Source organism: Noviherbaspirillum galbum, assembly GCF_010974945.1.
Classification (GTDB): domain Bacteria; phylum Pseudomonadota; class Gammaproteobacteria; order Burkholderiales; family Burkholderiaceae_D; genus Noviherbaspirillum; species Noviherbaspirillum galbum.
This window is the reverse complement of the sequence record NZ_JAAIVB010000021.1, coordinates 1-16,308: the sequence shown is the minus strand read 5'-3', so window position 1 is coordinate 16,308 and position 16,308 is coordinate 1. Positions and strand designations below refer to the sequence as shown.

The following is a 16,308-nucleotide window of genomic DNA, read 5'->3' as shown; positions in this document are numbered from 1 at the left end:
TTATATCCAACCCAACTACGGCTTTCCGCCATATGCAAGATCACCCTGGTGGTGTCCAAAAGTTCATTGACACCAAGCCGCAGCGTTCGCTGTTCGAACGCCTGAGCGCGCTCATTTCCCCCGAACCCGAGAACCGTACCGAGCTTCTCGAAATCCTGCAGGACGCCCACGAACGCAACCTCATCGATGCCGACGCGCTGTCGATGATCGAAGGCGTATTCCAGGTATCCGACCTCTCGGCGCGCGACATCATGGTGCCGCGCTCGCAGATGGACGTGGTCGACCTTACCAAGCCGATCGAGGAATGGCTGCCGCTGGTGCTGGAAACCGCGCACTCCCGCTTTCCGGCCATCGAAGGCAACCGCGACAAGGTGGTCGGCATCCTGCTTGCCAAGGACCTGCTGCGGTATTACGCGGAAGACAGCTTCGACGTGCGCGACATGCTGCGCCCCGCCGTCTTCATTCCCGAATCCAAGCAGCTCAACGTGCTGCTGCGCGACTTCCGCGCCAACCGCAACCACATGGCGGTGGTGGTCGATGAATACGGCGGCGTGGCCGGGCTGATCACCATCGAAGACGTGCTCGAACAGATCGTCGGCGACATCGAGGACGAATACGACTTCGACGAGGAAGAAGACAACATCCTGCCGGTGAAGGACGGCATCCGCCGCCACCGCTGGCGCGTGAAGGCCCTGACCGAGATCGAGCAGTTCAACGAGAAGCTCGAGACCCGCTTTTCCGACGAGGACGTCGACACCATCGGCGGCCTGGTGGCCAACCACCTCGGCCGCGTGCCGCGCCGCGGCGACGTGTTCGACATCGACAACGTGCGCTTCGAGGTCCTGCGCGCCGACGCGCGCCAGGTCCACGTGCTGCTGGTGGAAAAACTTCCCGAACCGGCCGCCGAGACCGCCTCCCGGACCGCGAGCTGACATCGGGCCGGCCGCACGCCAGCGCCGGTCGGCCGGTTTCCTCCCATCCCGCCGGGGCGGCGCGAGCCGCCTCTTCCCATACCAGACCTGAGCCTGCGCATGCGTCGGACCGACGATCCCCACCTGAGTGCCCTGCCCGTACCGACCCGTCCGCATCCGCTGTCGCGCTGGGCGCCGGCGCTCGCCTTCCTCGCCGGCCTGGCCAACGTGTTTTCCTTCGCGCCCTTCGGCTGGTGGCCGCTGCAGATCCTGACGCTGGCCCTCACTTTCCACCTGGCGTCGCGTGCCGCGCCCTGGCGCGCCGGCTGGACCGGATTCGCCTACGCCTTCGGCTGGCTGGCCGCCGGCACCCACTGGCTGTACGTCAGCATGCACGACTATGGCGGCATGCCGGCCTGGATGGCCGGGCTCGCGGTAGTCTTGCTGGCGATGTACCTCTCGCTGTTCTACGGTTTGGCGCTCGGCGGCGCGACGTGGCTGCGGCGCAGGACCGGCGCCAGTGAAGCGGCGATGCTGATGCTGGCCTTCCCCGCTGCCTGGCTGCTGGCGGAATGGCTGCGCGGCTGGGTGCTGACCGGCTTTCCCTGGATCAGTTCGGGCTATGCCCACGCCAATGGCCCGCTGGGCGGATTCGCGCCGCTGGCCGGCGTGTATGGCATCGGCATGATCGCGGCCTGGGCGGCTGCCTCGCTCGTGCTCGTGCGCGCCTGGAAGCCCGCTCCCCTGCTTGCCATGGTGCTTATCGTTGCCGGCGGGCTGCTCGGGCGCATCGACTGGACCAGGCCGCACGGCGCGCCGATCACGGTGCGCCTGCTGCAAGGCAACGTGCCCCAGGAAATGAAGTTCGCGCCGGAGCAGATCGGCAACACGCTGCGCCTGTACCACGACATGATCACCGAGCGCCCCGCCGACCTGATCGCCACGCCGGAAACCGCCATCCCCTTGCTGTCCGGCCAGCTGCCGCCGGACTACCTGCCGCTGTTCGGCGAGTTCGCCAACCGGTCCGGCAGCCACGTCATCCTTGGCATTCCGGTGTCGGACGGGCCGTCACGCTATGCCAACAGCGTGATCGGGCTTGCGCCGGGTGATGCCGGTACGCCTTCCTACCGCTTCGACAAGCACCACCTCGTGCCTTTCGGCGAATTCATCCCCTTCGGTTTCCGCTGGTTCGTCAACATGATGAATATTCCGCTGGGCGACTTCACGCCCGGCGCGGCCGTGCAGCCGGCATTTGCCGTGAAGGACCAGCGCGTGCTGCCCAACATCTGCTACGAAGATTTGTTCGGCGAGGAAATTGCTGCCCAGCTGTCGGCCTCGCCTGTACCGGCCACGATGCTGCTCAACGTATCAAACATCGCCTGGTTCGGCGACACCATTGCCTTGCCTCAACATTTGCAGATTTCGCAAATGCGATCGCTGGAAACCGGCCGCCCGATGCTGCGCGCCACCAATACCGGCGTGACCGCCGTGATCGGCCCGAAGGGCGAGGTGCAGGCGATGCTGCGTCCCTATGTGCGCGGCGCGGTCGAGGCGCGCGTGCAAGGCCAGGAAGGCCTGACGCCCTACAGCCGTTTTGGCAACCTTCCCGCCGTGGTGCTTGCCTTGGTGCTCCTGATTGCTTCCGGTCTGGTCTCCAGACGTGCCGCCAAGGAGTAAAAGCCGCTAAAATCAGGGGTTTCGCGCAATCGCCGGCAAGGCCTTGCGAATTGCGCCACCCTTGATCAAGCACCGGCCCGGCCGGTCCCGAAAGCAAGAACACCACGATGCTCACATTTCAACAAGTCATCCTCACCCTGCAAGAGTACTGGGACAAGCAGGGCTGCGCTCTGCTGCAGCCCTACGACATGGAAGTCGGCGCCGGCACCTCGCACACCGCGACCTTCCTGCGCGCGATCGGACCGGAGCCCTGGCGCGCCGCCTACGTGCAGCCTTCGCGCCGCCCCAAGGATGGCCGCTACGGCGAAAACCCCAACCGCATGCAGCACTACTACCAATACCAGGTGGTGCTCAAGCCGGCGCCGGAAAACATCCTCGACCTCTACCTCGGCTCGCTCGAAGCCCTCGGCCTCGACCTGAAGCAGAACGACGTCCGCTTCGTCGAGGACGACTGGGAAAACCCGACGCTCGGCGCCTGGGGCCTGGGCTGGGAAGTCTGGCTCAACGGCATGGAAGTCACCCAGTTCACCTATTTCCAGCAGGTCGGCGGCCTCGACTGCAAGCCGGTGCTCGGCGAGATCACCTACGGCATCGAGCGCCTCGCGATGTACCTGCAGGGCGTGGAAAACGTCTTCGACCTGGTATGGACCGAATGGCAGGAAAACGGCGTCACCAAGCGCCTGACCTACGGCGACGTGTTCCACCAGAACGAAGTCGAGCAATCGACCTTCAACTTCGAGCATTCGAACACCGAATTCCTGTTCTCGCTCTTCGGCAACTACGAAGCCGAGGCCAAGCGCCTGATGGAAGTGCCGCTGGCCCTGCCGGCCTACGAGATGATCCTCAAGGCGGCGCATACCTTCAACCTGCTCGATGCCCGCGGCGCGATCTCCGTCACCGAGCGCGCCGCCTACATCGGCCGCATCCGCAACCTGTCGCGCGCGGTCGCGCAGGCCTACTACGAGTCGCGCGAGAAGCTGGGCTTCCCGATGTGCGGCGGCTCGGTGGATGCCGCGCGCAGCGCCGCCTGACCTGCCCGATCCGCTTCATCCGAACCGACCCGCACGCCGCCCCTCCCCCGGGCGGCCGACCGGACCAACGCAATCGACACGGCCGACCTGACAAGGCCGTCACCACAACATGACCCAAACTCTTCTCGTTGAACTGCTTACCGAAGAATTGCCGCCGAAGGCGCTCGCCAGGCTGGGCGACGCCTTTGCCGCCGGCATTCTCAATGGCCTGAAGTCGCGCGACTTCCTGGAAGCCGACGCCGCCGCGACAGCCTATGCCTCGCCGCGCCGCCTCGCCGTCACCATCGGCGGCGTGCGCGCCACCTCGCCCGACAAGTCCATCCGCGAGAAGGTGCTGCCGGTGTCTGTGGCGCTGGACAAAGAAGGCAACCCCGCGCCGCCGCTGGCGAAGAAGCTTGCCGCGCTCGGCTTCCCCGACCTGAAGGTCAGCGACCTCGAACGCGCTTCCGACGGCAAGGCGGAAAGCTTCTTCTACACCTACACCGCGCCGGGCTCGGCGCTGCGCGACGGCCTGCAGGCCGCGCTGGAAGAGATGCTGACCAAGCTGCCGATTCCCAAGGTCATGAGCTATCAGCGTCCCGACGGCGAGACGGTGCAGTTCGTGCGTCCGGCGCACAAGCTCATCGCCCTGCTCGGCAGCGAGATCGTTCCGATTTCCACGCTCGGCCTGCAAGCCGGCCGCGTCACCCTCGGCCACCGCTTCCTCTCGCAAGGCGAGATCAGCATCGCCGATGCCGCCAGCTACGCCGGCACGCTGGCCACGCAGGGCAAGGTCATCGCCTCGGCCGCCGAGCGCAAGGAAACCATCCGCAAGTCGCTGCTCGAGAAAGCCGGCGCCGACCGCGTGCTGATGCCCGAGTCGCTGCTCGACGAAGTCACCGCGCTGGTGGAATGGCCGGTGGTCTACGAATGCCGCTTCGAGGAATCCTTCCTGTCGGTGCCGCAGGAATGCCTGATCCTCACCATGCAGACCAACCAGAAATATTTCGCGCTCACCGACGACGCCAACCGCCTGCGTTCGCGCTTCCTGATCGTCTCCAACATCGAGACCGCCGACCCGCGCCACATCATCGGCGGCAACGAGCGCGTAGTGCGCCCGCGCCTGTCCGACGCGAAGTTCTTCTTCGAGCAGGACAAGAAGAAAACTCTTGCCGACCGCATTCCCGGCCTGGCCAACGTGGTGTATCACAACAAGCTGGGCACGCAGGGCCAGCGTACCGAACGCGTGACGGCGCTGGCTGGCAAGATCGCCGCCGCGCTCGGCGCCGACGTGGCGCTCGCCGAACGCGGCGCGCTGCTGGCCAAGGCCGACCTGCTGACCGACATGGTGGGCGAATTCCCCGAGCTGCAAGGCATCATGGGCACCTACTACGCGCGCCACGACGGCGAGCCGGAAGAGGTGGCGCTGGCCGCGTCCGAGCACTACCAGCCGCGCTTCGCCGGCGACGCCCTGCCGGCTACGCAGACCGGCACCGTGGTTGCGCTCGCCGACAAGCTCGAAACCCTGGTAGGCATCTGGGGCATCGGCCTGCAGCCGACCGGCGACAAGGACCCGTTCGCGCTGCGCCGCCATGCCCTCGGCGTGCTGCGCATGCTCGTCGAGAAGCGCCTGCCGCTGTCTCTGCACGCCCTGCTGCAGGATGCGGCGCAACTCTTCGCCGGCAACGCCAACTTCAAGGACGCCACCGGCGAGGTCTACGCCTTCATGCTCGACCGCCTGCGCGGCCTGTTGCGCGAGCGCGGCTACAGCCAGAACGAGATCGAAGCGGTGGTGGCGCAGCAGCCCGACCGCCTCGACAACATCGTCGAGCGTCTGGACGCAGTACATGCCTTCGCCGCCCTGCCGGAAGCCGAATCGCTGGCCGCTGCCAACAAGCGCATCACCAACATCCTCAAGAAGACCGCGGTGAGCGAGAACCTCATCCACGTCGGCCTGCTGAAGGAAGTGGCAGAGGAAGGCCTGTACTCGGCGATGCAATTGCTCAAGCCGCAGGTCGACGCTGCCTTCGCCAAGGGCGATTTCGCCGGCACGCTCAAGTCGCTGGCGCAGTTGCGCAACAACGTCGATGCCTTCTTCAACGACGTGATGGTGATGGCCGAGGATGAAAAGCTGCGCAACAACCGCCTCGCGCTGCTGTCCGAGCTGCACGGCATGATGAACCGGGTGGCCGACATCTCCAAGCTCGCCGCATGATGAAGCTGGTGATTCTCGATCGCGACGGCGTGATCAACCATGACTCCGACGAATTCATCAAGTCGCCGGAGGAATGGATTCCGATTCCCGGCTCGCTGGAAGCGATCGCTCGGTTGAACCAGTCCGGCTATCGGGTGGTGGTGGCGTCGAACCAGTCCGGCATCGCCCGCGGCCTGTTCGACATCTTCACGCTCAACGCCATCCACCAGAAGCTGCACCGCGCCGCCAAGCAGGCCGGCGCCGACATCGACGCGGTGTTCTTCTGCCCGCATGCCGCCGACGACAACTGCGATTGCCGCAAGCCCAAACCCGGCATGTTCCAGGCCATCGCCAAGCGCTTCGAGGTCAGCCTCAAGGGCGTGCCCTGCATCGGCGACTCGCTGCGCGACCTGCAGGCCGGGTTCATCGTGGGTTGCACGCCGCTGCTGGTACGCACCGGCAAGGGCGAGCGTACCCTCGCGAAGGGCGGCCTGCCGCCGGGGACGAGCGTGCATGTCGACCTCGCGGCGGCGGTGGAGTTTTTGCTGAAATCGCGGAAGGTGGCGGTGGAGGCGGCATGAATTGATTGCCCTCCCCTTGAGGGCGAATCTAACTCCCTCCCCTTCAAGGGGAGGGCCGGGGTGGGGATGGGTTTCCGGCGTGAGCAAGGAACAGCATTGATATCGAAAGCAAACCAAATCCTGTTCTTTGCTTGCAACCGAACCCCATCCCCACCCTAACCCTCCCCTTGAAAGGGAGGGGACTGAAACAGCTGGTTTGAATCGACGTACCCGGAGCCCCGATGTCCCACCCCATTCTTTTCCTGCGCTCGCTCGCCTTCACGCTGACGATGATCGTCGCCACCGTCATCTGGGCGCCGATCTGCTTCCTCTTCGCGCCCCTGCCCTACGAGAAGCGCTACTTCATGACCGGCCTGTGGAACCGCTTCATCATCGGTTCGTTGCGCGTCTTCTGCGGCGTGCGCCACCAGATCAAGGGCGCCGAGAACCTGCCCGACTGCCCGGCCATCGTGCTGTCCAAGCACCAGTCGGCCTGGGAAACCATCTTCCTCTACTACGCCCTGCCGCGTCCGCTGGTGTATGTCTTCAAGAAGGAACTGCTCTACATCCCCTTCTTCGGCTGGGGCATCGCGCTGCTGCGCATGATTCCCATCGACCGCAGCAAGACCAAGGATGCCTTCGCCCAGGTTGTCGAACAGGGCAAGCAGCGCCTCGCCACCGGCAAGTGGATCATCATGTTCCCCGAAGGTACGCGCTCGAAGGTCGGCAAGCAGGGCAAGTACAAGTCCGGCGGCACCCGCCTCGCGGTGGAAACCAAGGTGCCCGTCATTCCCATCGCGCTCAATGCCGGCGAATGCTGGCCGAAGAATTCCTTCATCAAGAAGCCGGGCCTCATCACCGTCTCCATCGGCAAGCCGATTTCCTCCGCAGGCCGCACCCCGAACGACCTGATGCAGGAAGTGGAAAACTGGATAGAATCGGAAATGCGGGTGATTTCCTCGCCCGGCGTCTATACCCAGACTTACGTACCGAACAAGACCCTTGAAGCTGCTTCGCCAGACTCCGCCTGATTCTTCCAGCGACGCCCCGCAACCCGGCCAGCAGCTCGACCTGTTCGCGCCGGTTGCGGAGGCGGCGCCGTCACCGACTCCTGCTCCGGCGCCCGCCGCCGTTCCCGTTCCGCCACCCGCGCCTGCCGCGCCAGGCTGGGGGCAGCCCTTCCAGCCGGCGCGCGATCCGCTGGCGCTCTCGCCCTCGCCCGGCACGCCATCCTCGCAATTGTCTGCCCCGGGGAACCGCCGCATCCAGCTCGAAAGCCACGTCATCGAATACCGCCTCGTCCGCTCGAAGCGCCGCTCCATCGGCTTCGTGATCGACGAAGACGGCCTGCGAATCACCGCGCCGCGCTGGGTCACCATCGCCGAACTGGAAAACGCGATCCGGGAAAAGCAGCGCTGGATCCTGTCCAAGCTGACCGAGCGCCGCGAGCGGTCCGCCCGCCGCCTGCAGGCGCAGATGCGCTGGGAAGACGGCGGCACCCTGCCCTTCCTCGGCCGCGACCTCACGCTGCGCATCCGCGCGGCGCAAGGCGTAGGCGTGGCATTCGACGGGGAAGCCATGGAACTCACCGTCAGCCTGCCGCCGGATGCCACCGAGCAGCAGCTCAAGGACAGGGTGCAGGGCTGGCTTCAGCGCGAGGCCAAGCGCCTGTTCGGCGAGCGCCTGCCGCTGTATGCAGAAAAACTCGGGGTGGCCTATCATTCCTTTGCGCTTTCGTCAGCCACGACGCAATGGGGTTCCTGCACCGCGCAAGGCAAGATCCGCCTCAACTGGCGGCTCATCCATTTCGCGCTGCCGCAGATCGACTACGTGATTGCGCACGAACTGGCCCACCTGCGGGAAATGAACCACAGCCCGCGCTTCTGGGCCACCGTGCAGTCGATCTTCCCCGAGTTCGAGGCGGCGAAACGCGTGCTGCGTGACAGCGGCCCCGAAACCTTGCCGATATTCTGAGAGACCATGCGAATCCTACATACCATGCTGCGCGTCGGCGACATGCAGCGCTCCATCGATTTCTACACCAACGTGCTCGGCATGAAGCTGCTGCGCACCAATGACCGGCCCGAGCAGAAGTACACGCTCGCCTTCGTCGGATATGGGACCAACCCGGATCATGCAGAGCTGGAACTGACCTACAACTACGGGGTGGATAGCTATGACCTCGGCAGCGCGTATGGACACATCGCGATCGCGGTGGATGATGCCTATGCGGCGTGCGAGCGGGTGAAGGCGCAGGGCGGGAATGTGACGCGCGAGGCCGGGCCGGTGAAGGGGGGATCGACGGTGATCGCCTTCGTGCAGGATCCGGATGGGTACAAGATCGAGTTGATTGAGCGGAAGGTGGGGTAATCCCCAGTCGCCTGTCCTTCTCGGCAGGCGAGAGAATCCCATTCCTCCTGCTGTCATTCCCGCGCAGGCGGGAATCTTTTTTCGGTTTCCGTGGCGCTCCGAGTCGTTTCCGGCATCTCTGCTGACCCAATTGCGGCTCACACTCCGGGGGAATGTACCGGGTTACCGCACAAGAAACTTTGTTCCTTCTTTAAAAAATTAGTCATGCATGCAAATAACTAATTCTTAATGTTCTGAGAAACCTGTCAACTTAAACTGCTTAAGGAGTTATTTCACTTCATATAAAGCCATAGTCAAGCTGAAGCACCTGTCATTCATAGGGAAGCTTCCGGACCAGGAGAAAATTATGCTTGCCAGTCAAATTGCTCCAGGTACCGCAGCCATCCAACTGGCCGGCCAGCATAATGAACCGGCATCACCGGAACTGCGCAGCACGGTGGAACATGGTCGCAACGCGAGCATTGACCTGACAAATGGCATTCCGTCCAACTCAAAACTGGGATTGAACCCCGAAGCCAGAGCCGGCGCCGGCGCCGCGAGCACCTTTACCCATAATACTGGCAGCAGCTTTAATCTGCCGGACCCGGCAGGCACGGATTCCGCCTTGGACACTGGAAAGCACGTTGACTCGCTTGGGGAAAGCCAGGTTGGAGCCTCCAAACCCGAGGCGAGGATAAGCAGTCAATCGGTTCACTCCAAAACAGCACCAACGATTTCAAAGGTAATTGGTCAGGCCCCGATCCTTAAACCAATCTATGACAAGCTCACACCGACCGGCCAAGACTTCTACAACAACCTTAATGCAAGCGTGGTATCAGGTGGCCCGAGACTGAAGCAAATGTCTAATGCTCATATGGCTGCCTATAACGGATTACCTTTCGGTGATATATCCCTGCTTGAGCAGAATGTAGCCTTCCAAGGCTCGTACAGAACAGTAGAGTCGATCGTGGGCGACGCCCCGATGCTTCCCCGATTTCACGACCGGCTTTCGGAGGAAGGCAAGACATTTTACGCCGAACTAAGGGACCCGGAGGGCGGAAGAGCTAATCGTCCCTTAACGACCAATCAAAAGGAACGATTTTATTTGCTTTCAGAAAGCGACAAACAGGTATTCAGGGAGAGTTTATCAGTACTCTCAAAACTTGAAGTTGTGTCGACCTTGTCAAATGGAGAGCCAATGCTCCTCTCCACTTTCAACAGCATTTCGACGAAAGCACGGGATTTTCACTCTCAATTGACTGGCACAAGCAACCTGAGGCTTAGCGAAGATCAGCAACTCAAGTACGACAGTCTATCCAAAGAAGACCAGTTTGCCCTGAAGCAAAATGTCCGGGATACCAAATTGGCAGTAACACTGCAAACAGCATCCAAGATGCAAAGTACTCGTCCGGAAGAGACGGACCCCGATATCCTTGGTAAGAAGGCCGATGCTGTCGCTGATAAAAACAAAACGACCAACGGACAAAGGACTGCCGCTTTTTTACGAGCAGAGGCCGCTGTCGCCAAAGATAAGGCTGGAGAAATCAGTAGCGAGAAATTACTGAAAAAAATTGCCAGGAATGAGTCCAAATTTGACAGTGTGGAAAAAAGAATAAAAGATGCAACGGACTTGCAAGTCGACCTGATTAAACAACAAAAGAGTTCAAACGATGAAAAGAAAGTTGACCAGATAAGTAACAAGCTTTCAAAAATAGGGGCAGAAATATCAAGTTTGAATATGAAAAAAGTCTACTACAGCGCCAAAATTACCGGCCTCAAGAATTTGATGGATGAACGCTACGTGATTGCAACGGGATTCAAAAAGTTCAGCCTTTAGCACTCGGCTTGATAACCAGGCCTTTCATTGACACACGCTTTACATGACGTTCGCAAGGAAGGTTCGAGCCAGAAATCCCCATGGCCAACACCCCCGGCAAAGACATCAAATGTTCAAACTCTTCCAGCGCCCGGCAATATCGGATTCCAGCAAGCCATCCCCCTCCCACCCTGGAGGAGTTATCCAGACCCAGCCTGTCAAACCAAGGACGCGTTTCGCGATCACGTTCAGCAAATTGCGCAACCTGAGCGGATTGAAAAAAAGCCCCGTCAAGTCAACAACACTTGGCAATCAATCCGCTCGCGATTCATTCCATTTCAGTGCCAGAGACAACCACGACATGCTTGCTCCCGAAGCGCTTGCGCCGATCGATTTTCACGCATTTAGTCTGCAGGCAGACCCGCCCGTGCGCCCTCCTGCGTATCCCTCTTTGCACAAGGCCATAGAGGCCGGTGACGTGCATGCCGTCCGACACCATCTCCATCACGGCGCGGAGGTGAATGCGCGCGACGAGGAAGGCAACACGCCCTTGATATGCGCTGCAATACGAGGCAATACCGACATCGCCGACGTACTGATCAGGAAAGGGGCTGATGTTAACGCGGGCAATGGTGCCGGTCATCCAGCGTTGATGTGGGCGCTGGAACATGACCAACCGGCGATGGCGAAACTCTTGATCCAGCGCGGCGCGCATATCAATACCTGCAGCGCCAACAGCGACACCGCCTTGATCCTCGCCCTGGCCAGAGGCCACGACGACATCGCTAAGGTTCTCGTCGAAAGAGGCGCGGATGTTGACCGGCGAAGCGTGGATGGCAACTGCGCCCTGCATTTTGCGGTCAATCGCGGCAGGCCCGACATGGTCAGGATGTTGCTCGACCACGGGGCTACGCCCTTCCTGCACGAGCGGCGCGGTTTCACGCCACTGCGTATGGCGTCCTTGTCCGATAATGAGGAGAATCGGGAGATCCGCGAATTACTCATGGATGCGATCGGACGCTTCATGCGTTCACCGTTCGCAAGCGCTTCCAGTTTTATTCCGCCATCCTCCGGATTGACATCCTTGCCTGCCGCGCGCGTTGAAACTGATGCATCAACCCCGGTGCATGAGTTGCGGGATGCCTTCACCGACGATATTTTGGAAATCATCGCTGGGTATGTCGATCAAGCGTCCGCAGAAGACCCGCTGCTTAGAAAGGTGCTTGGCGACAAACCTGTCGATCAGCGCAACCTCCATCAATTGCAGGCGGCACTTCCTGCAGGCCAGCCGCGCACGGCTGCAAACCTGCTTGCCCAGGCCGCACGGAACGGCAACGTTCATGAAGTCGAATTCGTGCTCGCAAAATACGCTCTCGTGCGCGAGGCAGCTGAGACATCCGAGGACATTTCGCCATCGACGTTGTATTTGCGGAGTGTCGTCGAAGCGATCAGGCAAGCTCTGTCGCATGGGCAGGCCGGAGCCTCGACAGTCAGGCTTCTGTCGCTATACGAAGAGCTGGATTTTCGTCCGCGTGACGACAGCGAACGTCAGGACGAACAGGCTTGGCTGGCGCAAAGCCTGCGGGAGGCAATCAACCATCACCAGCCAAACGCCGATCTGGCGTGCGTGCGAAGCCTTCTTCGCCTCAACTCGCTTCATGAGGGGCTCAATGCAAGCGGCGACGATGCCGCTCCGAGCGTCCTGCATCTGGCGGCCCCAAGGAATGACCCTGCGCTGCTGAACTTATTGATTCAATCGGGCGCCGACATCAATGCCCGCGATCACGAGAATCGCACGGCACTTCACATCGCTGCGGAGACGCTGTTTTCAAGCCAGGACGCGATTTGCGCCCTGGTGGCTGCAGGCGCGGACAGGTCGCTTCTCAGTCAGTCCAATGAAAGCGCCGTTCAGACGGCGTTGCGCGTGGGACATAGCAACCAGCGGCCCGATCGCTGGATCACGGACCTGTTCGGTTTGAGCTGACAAGCAGGGAAGGCAGGCGGGCCGATTTAGGAGGCGCGACACCAACTCTCTTTATCCCACCCGCACCAACGCATTCAACACATGATCCTGCCAAACCCCATTAATCATCAGATAGGCCTTGGCATACCCCTCCCGCTCAAATCCCAGCTTGCGCAGTAACATCTCACTCCGCCGGTTATGCGGCAGATGATTCGCCATGATGCGGTGCAGCCCGACCTCGTTGAACATGTAGGCAATCCCGCCCGAGATCGCCTCGGACATCAACCCCTTCCCTTCCCACGCGCCGTCAATGGAATACCCGAGATGGCAAGCCTGGAACACCCCACGCACGATGTTCGAAAACGCGCACATGCCGATGAGGTCGCCGGAGTCCTTCAGCACCAAGCCGAAGCTGTAGCCGCTGCCGGACTGGCTGTTGAGCCAGGCCTTGTGCAGGCGCTCCTCGGTACCTTCCAGTGAATAGAAATACGGATCGCGCGCCGGCTCCCAGGGCTTGAGGTGCTCCTGGTTGCGGCGGTAGTAATCGGCCACCGCCGGCGCATCGTTTGCCGTGACCTGGATCAGCTTGAGACGCTCGGTTTCGATCAACGGCTCCTGCATCGCATGCTCTCCAGGGTGGATATCAAAGATTGGCCAGGGCGACGAACTGTTCCATCGGCACGGCTTCGGGGCGGGCCTGCGGGTCGATGCCGGCGCGGACGAGGTCGTCTTCGGTGAACATGCCGGCGACGCAGTTGCGAATCACCTTGCGACGCTGGGAGAAGGCCTTGGTGACCACTGCTTCGAGACGCGCCGCGTCGCAGGCCAGCGGCTGCGGAAGGGGAATCATGCGCACGATGGCGGAATCAACCCGCGGCGGCGGGTCGAAGGCCGAGGGCGGCACGACGAACAGCAGTTCCATGTGATAGCGCCATTGCAGCATCACCGACAGCCGGCCATAGGCCTTGCTGCCCGGTTCGGCGACCATGCGCTCCACCACTTCCTTCTGCAGCATGAAATGCTGGTCATGCACCTGCGGCGCGATCTCGGCCAGGTGGAAGAGCAAGGGGCTGGAGATGTTGTATGGCAGGTTGCCGACCACGCGCAGCTTGCGTCCTTCCGGCACCGGGATGCTGGCGAAGTCGAATTGCAGCGCGTCGCCGGCGTGGACGATGAGGCGCTGCGGGTCGAAGTTTTTCTTGAGTCGCTCGACCAGGTCGCGGTCGAGCTCGACCACGTGCAACTGATCCAGCGAGTCGAGCAGGAGCCTGGTCATCGCTGCCAGGCCGGGGCCGATCTCGACCATGACGTCCTCGGGACGCGGATCGATGGCGCGGATGATGTCGTGCAGCACGCCCTGGTCGGTCAGGAAGTTCTGGCCGAAGCGCTTGCGGGGAATGTGTTTCATGGATCAGGAAGAGGTCGATGCGGCGGAGGCCTGGGCCATGCGGGCCGCGATGCGGATGGCTTCGATCATGCTGCCGTGGTCGGCATGGCCGAGGCCGGCGGCGGCGAGGTCGAGCGCGGTGCCGTGGTCGACCGAGGTGCGGATGATCGGCAGGCCGAGCGTGATGTTGACGCCGCGGCCGAAGCTGGCGTGCTTGAGCACCGGCAGGCCCTGGTCGTGGTACATCGCCAGCACGCAGTCGGCGTTCTCGAGGTATTTCGGCTGGAACAGGGTATCGGCGGGATACGGTCCGCGGGCGTCGATGCCCCGCGTCCGCGCGTCCTGAAGCACGGGCTCGATGACCTCGATTTCCTCGCGGCCGAGGTAACCGTTCTCGCCGGCATGCGGATTCAGCCCGGTCACGAGGATGCGCGGCGCGGCGATGCCGAACTTGCGCTGCAGGTCGGCGTGGATGATGTCGATGGTGCGCACCAGGCTGTCGGCGGTGATGGCGGCGGATACGTCCTTCAGCGGCAGGTGGGTGGTGGCCAGCGCCACGCGCAGCATGGGCGAGCCGCCGGCGAGCATCATCACCACCTGGGGGGTTCCAGTCTTCTCCGCAAAATACTCGGTATGCCCGGTGAAAGGCACGCCGGCGTCGTTGATGGTGCTTTTCTGCAGCGGCGCGGTGACCACCGCCTGGAACACCGCGCCCAGCGCGGACCGGATGGCCACGTCGAGCGTCTGCAGCACGGCGCGCCCATTGCGGGAATCGAGCTTGCCGGGAACGGCCGGTTCGGCCAGCGGGCAATCGATGACCACCAATTGCTCCGGCCCGGGCCGCGGCAGGCCGCTGTTGCGCAGGGCCTGGGTGGAAATGGCAAGCAGGCGGATGGCCGGGTCGATCTCGCGCGCGAGCAGCGACAGCAGGGCCGCGTCGCCGATCAGGATGCCATTGACCTCGCCGCGCAATTCCCAGGCCGCGCGGATGGCGATCTCCGGGCCGATGCCGGCCGGTTCGCCGCAGGTGATGGCAATGTCGGGACGCTGGCTCACGTGGGATCTTCCTTAGCGCGGATCGCCGGCGTCGACGCGGTACTCGACGTAGGCGCGGTCGCGCAGCTGGCGCAGCCAGTCGTTGGTGGCTTCTTCCATCTTGCGTTCGCGGATGGCGGCGCGGGCGATCTGGCGCTGGCGCTCCTGCGAGACGTCGTCGGACTTGCGTTCCATCACCTGGATGAGGTGGAAGCCGAAGGGCGACTCCACCGGCTCGCTGACCTGGCCGGGCTGCAGCGCATCCATGGCGCGCTCGAATTCCGGCACGGTGTCGCCGGGATAGATCCAGCCGAGGTCGCCGCCCTTGGAGGCGGACAGGTCGTTGGAGTACAGCTTGGCCAGCTCGTCGAAGGTGGCTGCCTTGTTGTCGAGGCGCTGCTTCAGTTCGGCCAGCTTGCGGCGGGCATCTGCGGCCGAGGTGATCTGGTTGACCTTGATGAGGATGTGGCGCACATGGGTCTGCTGCACCGCGTTCGGCGCGGCGCCGCCGTTCTTGACCACGCTCGGTGCGCGCTTGCCCGCGAGCTTGATGATGTGGAAGCCGTTGGCGCTCTTGAAGATTGGCGACACCTGACCTTCTTTCAGGTTGGTCGCGGTATCGACGAAGATCTGCGGCAGGCGCTCTTCGGTGCGCCAGCCGAGGTCGCCGCCGGACAGGGCATCGCTGGCATCGGAGTAGGTGGCGGCCAGCTTGGCGAAATCGCCGCCCGCCTGCAGCTGCTGGAACACGCCTTCGGCGCGGCGGCGGCGGTCGTTGATCTGCTCGGGCGTGGCGTTCTCCGGGATGCGAACCAGGATGTGCTGCACGTTGAATTCCTGCGGGCCGCGGGTGGAGCTGGCCTGGGTGGCGAGGTAGTTGTCGATTTCCGATTCCGATACCTGGATCTTGTTGTCGACCTCGCGCTCGCGCAGGCGCTGCATGATGATTTCCTCGCGGATTTCCTCGCGGAAGCGCGGGAACGGCGTGCCTTCGCGTTCGAGCTGGTCGCGGAACTGCGTCACTGACATCTTGTTCTGCTCGGCAATGCGCGCGATGGTGCGGTCGAGGGCGAGGTCATCGATGCGGATGCCCATGTCCTTGGCGAGCTGGATCTGCGCCAGATCGACGATCATGCGCTCCAGCATCTGGCGCTGGAATTCCTGGGGCGGCGGCAGCTGGATGCCCTGGCTCTTCATGCGGCGCTCGACGATGCGCAGCTTGTCGATGAGTTCCTGCCGGGTGATGACCTCGTTGTTCACCACGGCCAGGATGGCATCGGCCAGCTGGATGCGGGACGCCGCGGGCGCGGCGGGCGCGACAGCCGGCGCCGGCTGCGGCGCCTGGGCCAGGACGGACGGCGCCGCCGCTGCGCCGAGCAGGCCTGCCGCGAGGGCAAGGGTGGCGC

At 62.8% G+C, this 16,308-nt stretch carries 14 protein-coding genes; 10 read left to right on the top strand and 4 right to left on the bottom strand.

The window, feature by feature from the left end; translation table 11 throughout:
- Positions 1 to 32: 32 nt before the first annotated feature.
- The 10 genes from G3574_RS07050 (at position 33) to G3574_RS07005 (ending at position 12,501) form a co-directional block, all read left to right on the top strand.
- Entirely contained in the window at positions 33 to 932 is a 900-nt protein-coding gene (locus G3574_RS07050) for an HlyC/CorC family transporter (RefSeq protein ID WP_163961454.1), read from the top strand.
- 99 nt (positions 933 to 1,031) lie between these two features.
- Positions 1,032 to 2,588: an apolipoprotein N-acyltransferase gene (gene lnt / locus G3574_RS07045; RefSeq protein ID WP_163961452.1), complete on the top strand. Its 1,557-nt coding sequence runs from the start codon at positions 1,032 to 1,034 to the stop codon at positions 2,586 to 2,588.
- A gap of 107 nt (positions 2,589 to 2,695) precedes the next feature.
- Positions 2,696 to 3,619, top strand: a complete 924-nt coding sequence (glyQ, locus tag G3574_RS07040) for a glycine--tRNA ligase subunit alpha (RefSeq protein WP_163961450.1) — start codon at positions 2,696 to 2,698, stop codon at positions 3,617 to 3,619.
- A gap of 109 nt (positions 3,620 to 3,728) precedes the next feature.
- Complete coding sequence (gene glyS / locus G3574_RS07035) at positions 3,729 to 5,813, top strand: glycine--tRNA ligase subunit beta (protein ID WP_163961448.1); 2,085 nt, start codon at positions 3,729 to 3,731, stop codon at positions 5,811 to 5,813.
- Positions 5,813 to 6,373 carry a D-glycero-beta-D-manno-heptose 1,7-bisphosphate 7-phosphatase gene (gene gmhB / locus G3574_RS07030; RefSeq protein ID WP_163961658.1) on the top strand — a complete coding sequence of 187 codons (561 nt, stop codon included), beginning with the start codon at positions 5,813 to 5,815 and terminating at the stop codon, positions 6,371 to 6,373. Before glyS ends, gmhB begins: the two co-directional genes overlap by 1 nt.
- Positions 6,374 to 6,594: 221 nt before the next feature.
- Positions 6,595 to 7,383 carry a lysophospholipid acyltransferase family protein gene (locus G3574_RS07025; RefSeq protein WP_163961446.1) on the top strand — a complete coding sequence of 263 codons (789 nt, stop codon included), beginning with the start codon at positions 6,595 to 6,597 and terminating at the stop codon, positions 7,381 to 7,383.
- A complete protein-coding gene (locus G3574_RS07020) occupies positions 7,355 to 8,326 on the top strand; it encodes a M48 family metallopeptidase (RefSeq protein WP_163961444.1) in 972 nt (323 codons plus the stop codon). Before G3574_RS07025 ends, G3574_RS07020 begins: the two co-directional genes overlap by 29 nt.
- 6 nt (positions 8,327 to 8,332) lie before the next feature.
- Complete coding sequence (gloA, locus tag G3574_RS07015; protein ID WP_163961442.1) at positions 8,333 to 8,722, top strand: lactoylglutathione lyase; 390 nt, start codon at positions 8,333 to 8,335, stop codon at positions 8,720 to 8,722.
- 346 nt (positions 8,723 to 9,068) lie between these two features.
- Positions 9,069 to 10,538 (top strand): hypothetical protein, encoded by a 1,470-nt coding sequence (locus G3574_RS07010; protein ID WP_163961440.1) that lies wholly within the window; start codon positions 9,069 to 9,071, stop codon positions 10,536 to 10,538.
- 109 nt (positions 10,539 to 10,647) lie between these two features.
- The gene (locus G3574_RS07005) at positions 10,648 to 12,501 is read left to right on the top strand and encodes an ankyrin repeat domain-containing protein (protein ID WP_163961438.1); all 1,854 of its coding nucleotides are present in this window, start codon (positions 10,648 to 10,650) and stop codon (positions 12,499 to 12,501) included.
- Between the two features lie 51 nt (positions 12,502 to 12,552).
- Here G3574_RS07005 and rimJ read toward each other — a convergent pair whose 3' ends face one another.
- From rimJ to G3574_RS06985, 4 genes are all read right to left on the bottom strand, one after another.
- Entirely contained in the window at positions 12,553 to 13,101 is a 549-nt protein-coding gene (gene rimJ / locus G3574_RS07000) for a ribosomal protein S5-alanine N-acetyltransferase (protein WP_163961436.1), read from the bottom strand.
- Between the two features lie 22 nt (positions 13,102 to 13,123).
- Entirely contained in the window at positions 13,124 to 13,888 is a 765-nt protein-coding gene (rsmA, locus tag G3574_RS06995; RefSeq protein ID WP_163961434.1) for a 16S rRNA (adenine(1518)-N(6)/adenine(1519)-N(6))-dimethyltransferase RsmA, read from the bottom strand.
- Between the two features lie 3 nt (positions 13,889 to 13,891).
- Positions 13,892 to 14,923 carry a 4-hydroxythreonine-4-phosphate dehydrogenase PdxA gene (gene pdxA / locus G3574_RS06990; RefSeq protein WP_163961433.1) on the bottom strand — a complete coding sequence of 344 codons (1,032 nt, stop codon included), beginning with the start codon at positions 14,921 to 14,923 and terminating at the stop codon, positions 13,892 to 13,894.
- A 12-nt stretch (positions 14,924 to 14,935) separates the two neighbouring features.
- Positions 14,936 to 16,308 (bottom strand): peptidylprolyl isomerase (locus G3574_RS06985; protein WP_163961431.1); only part of this gene is annotated, 1,373 nt, incomplete at its 5' end.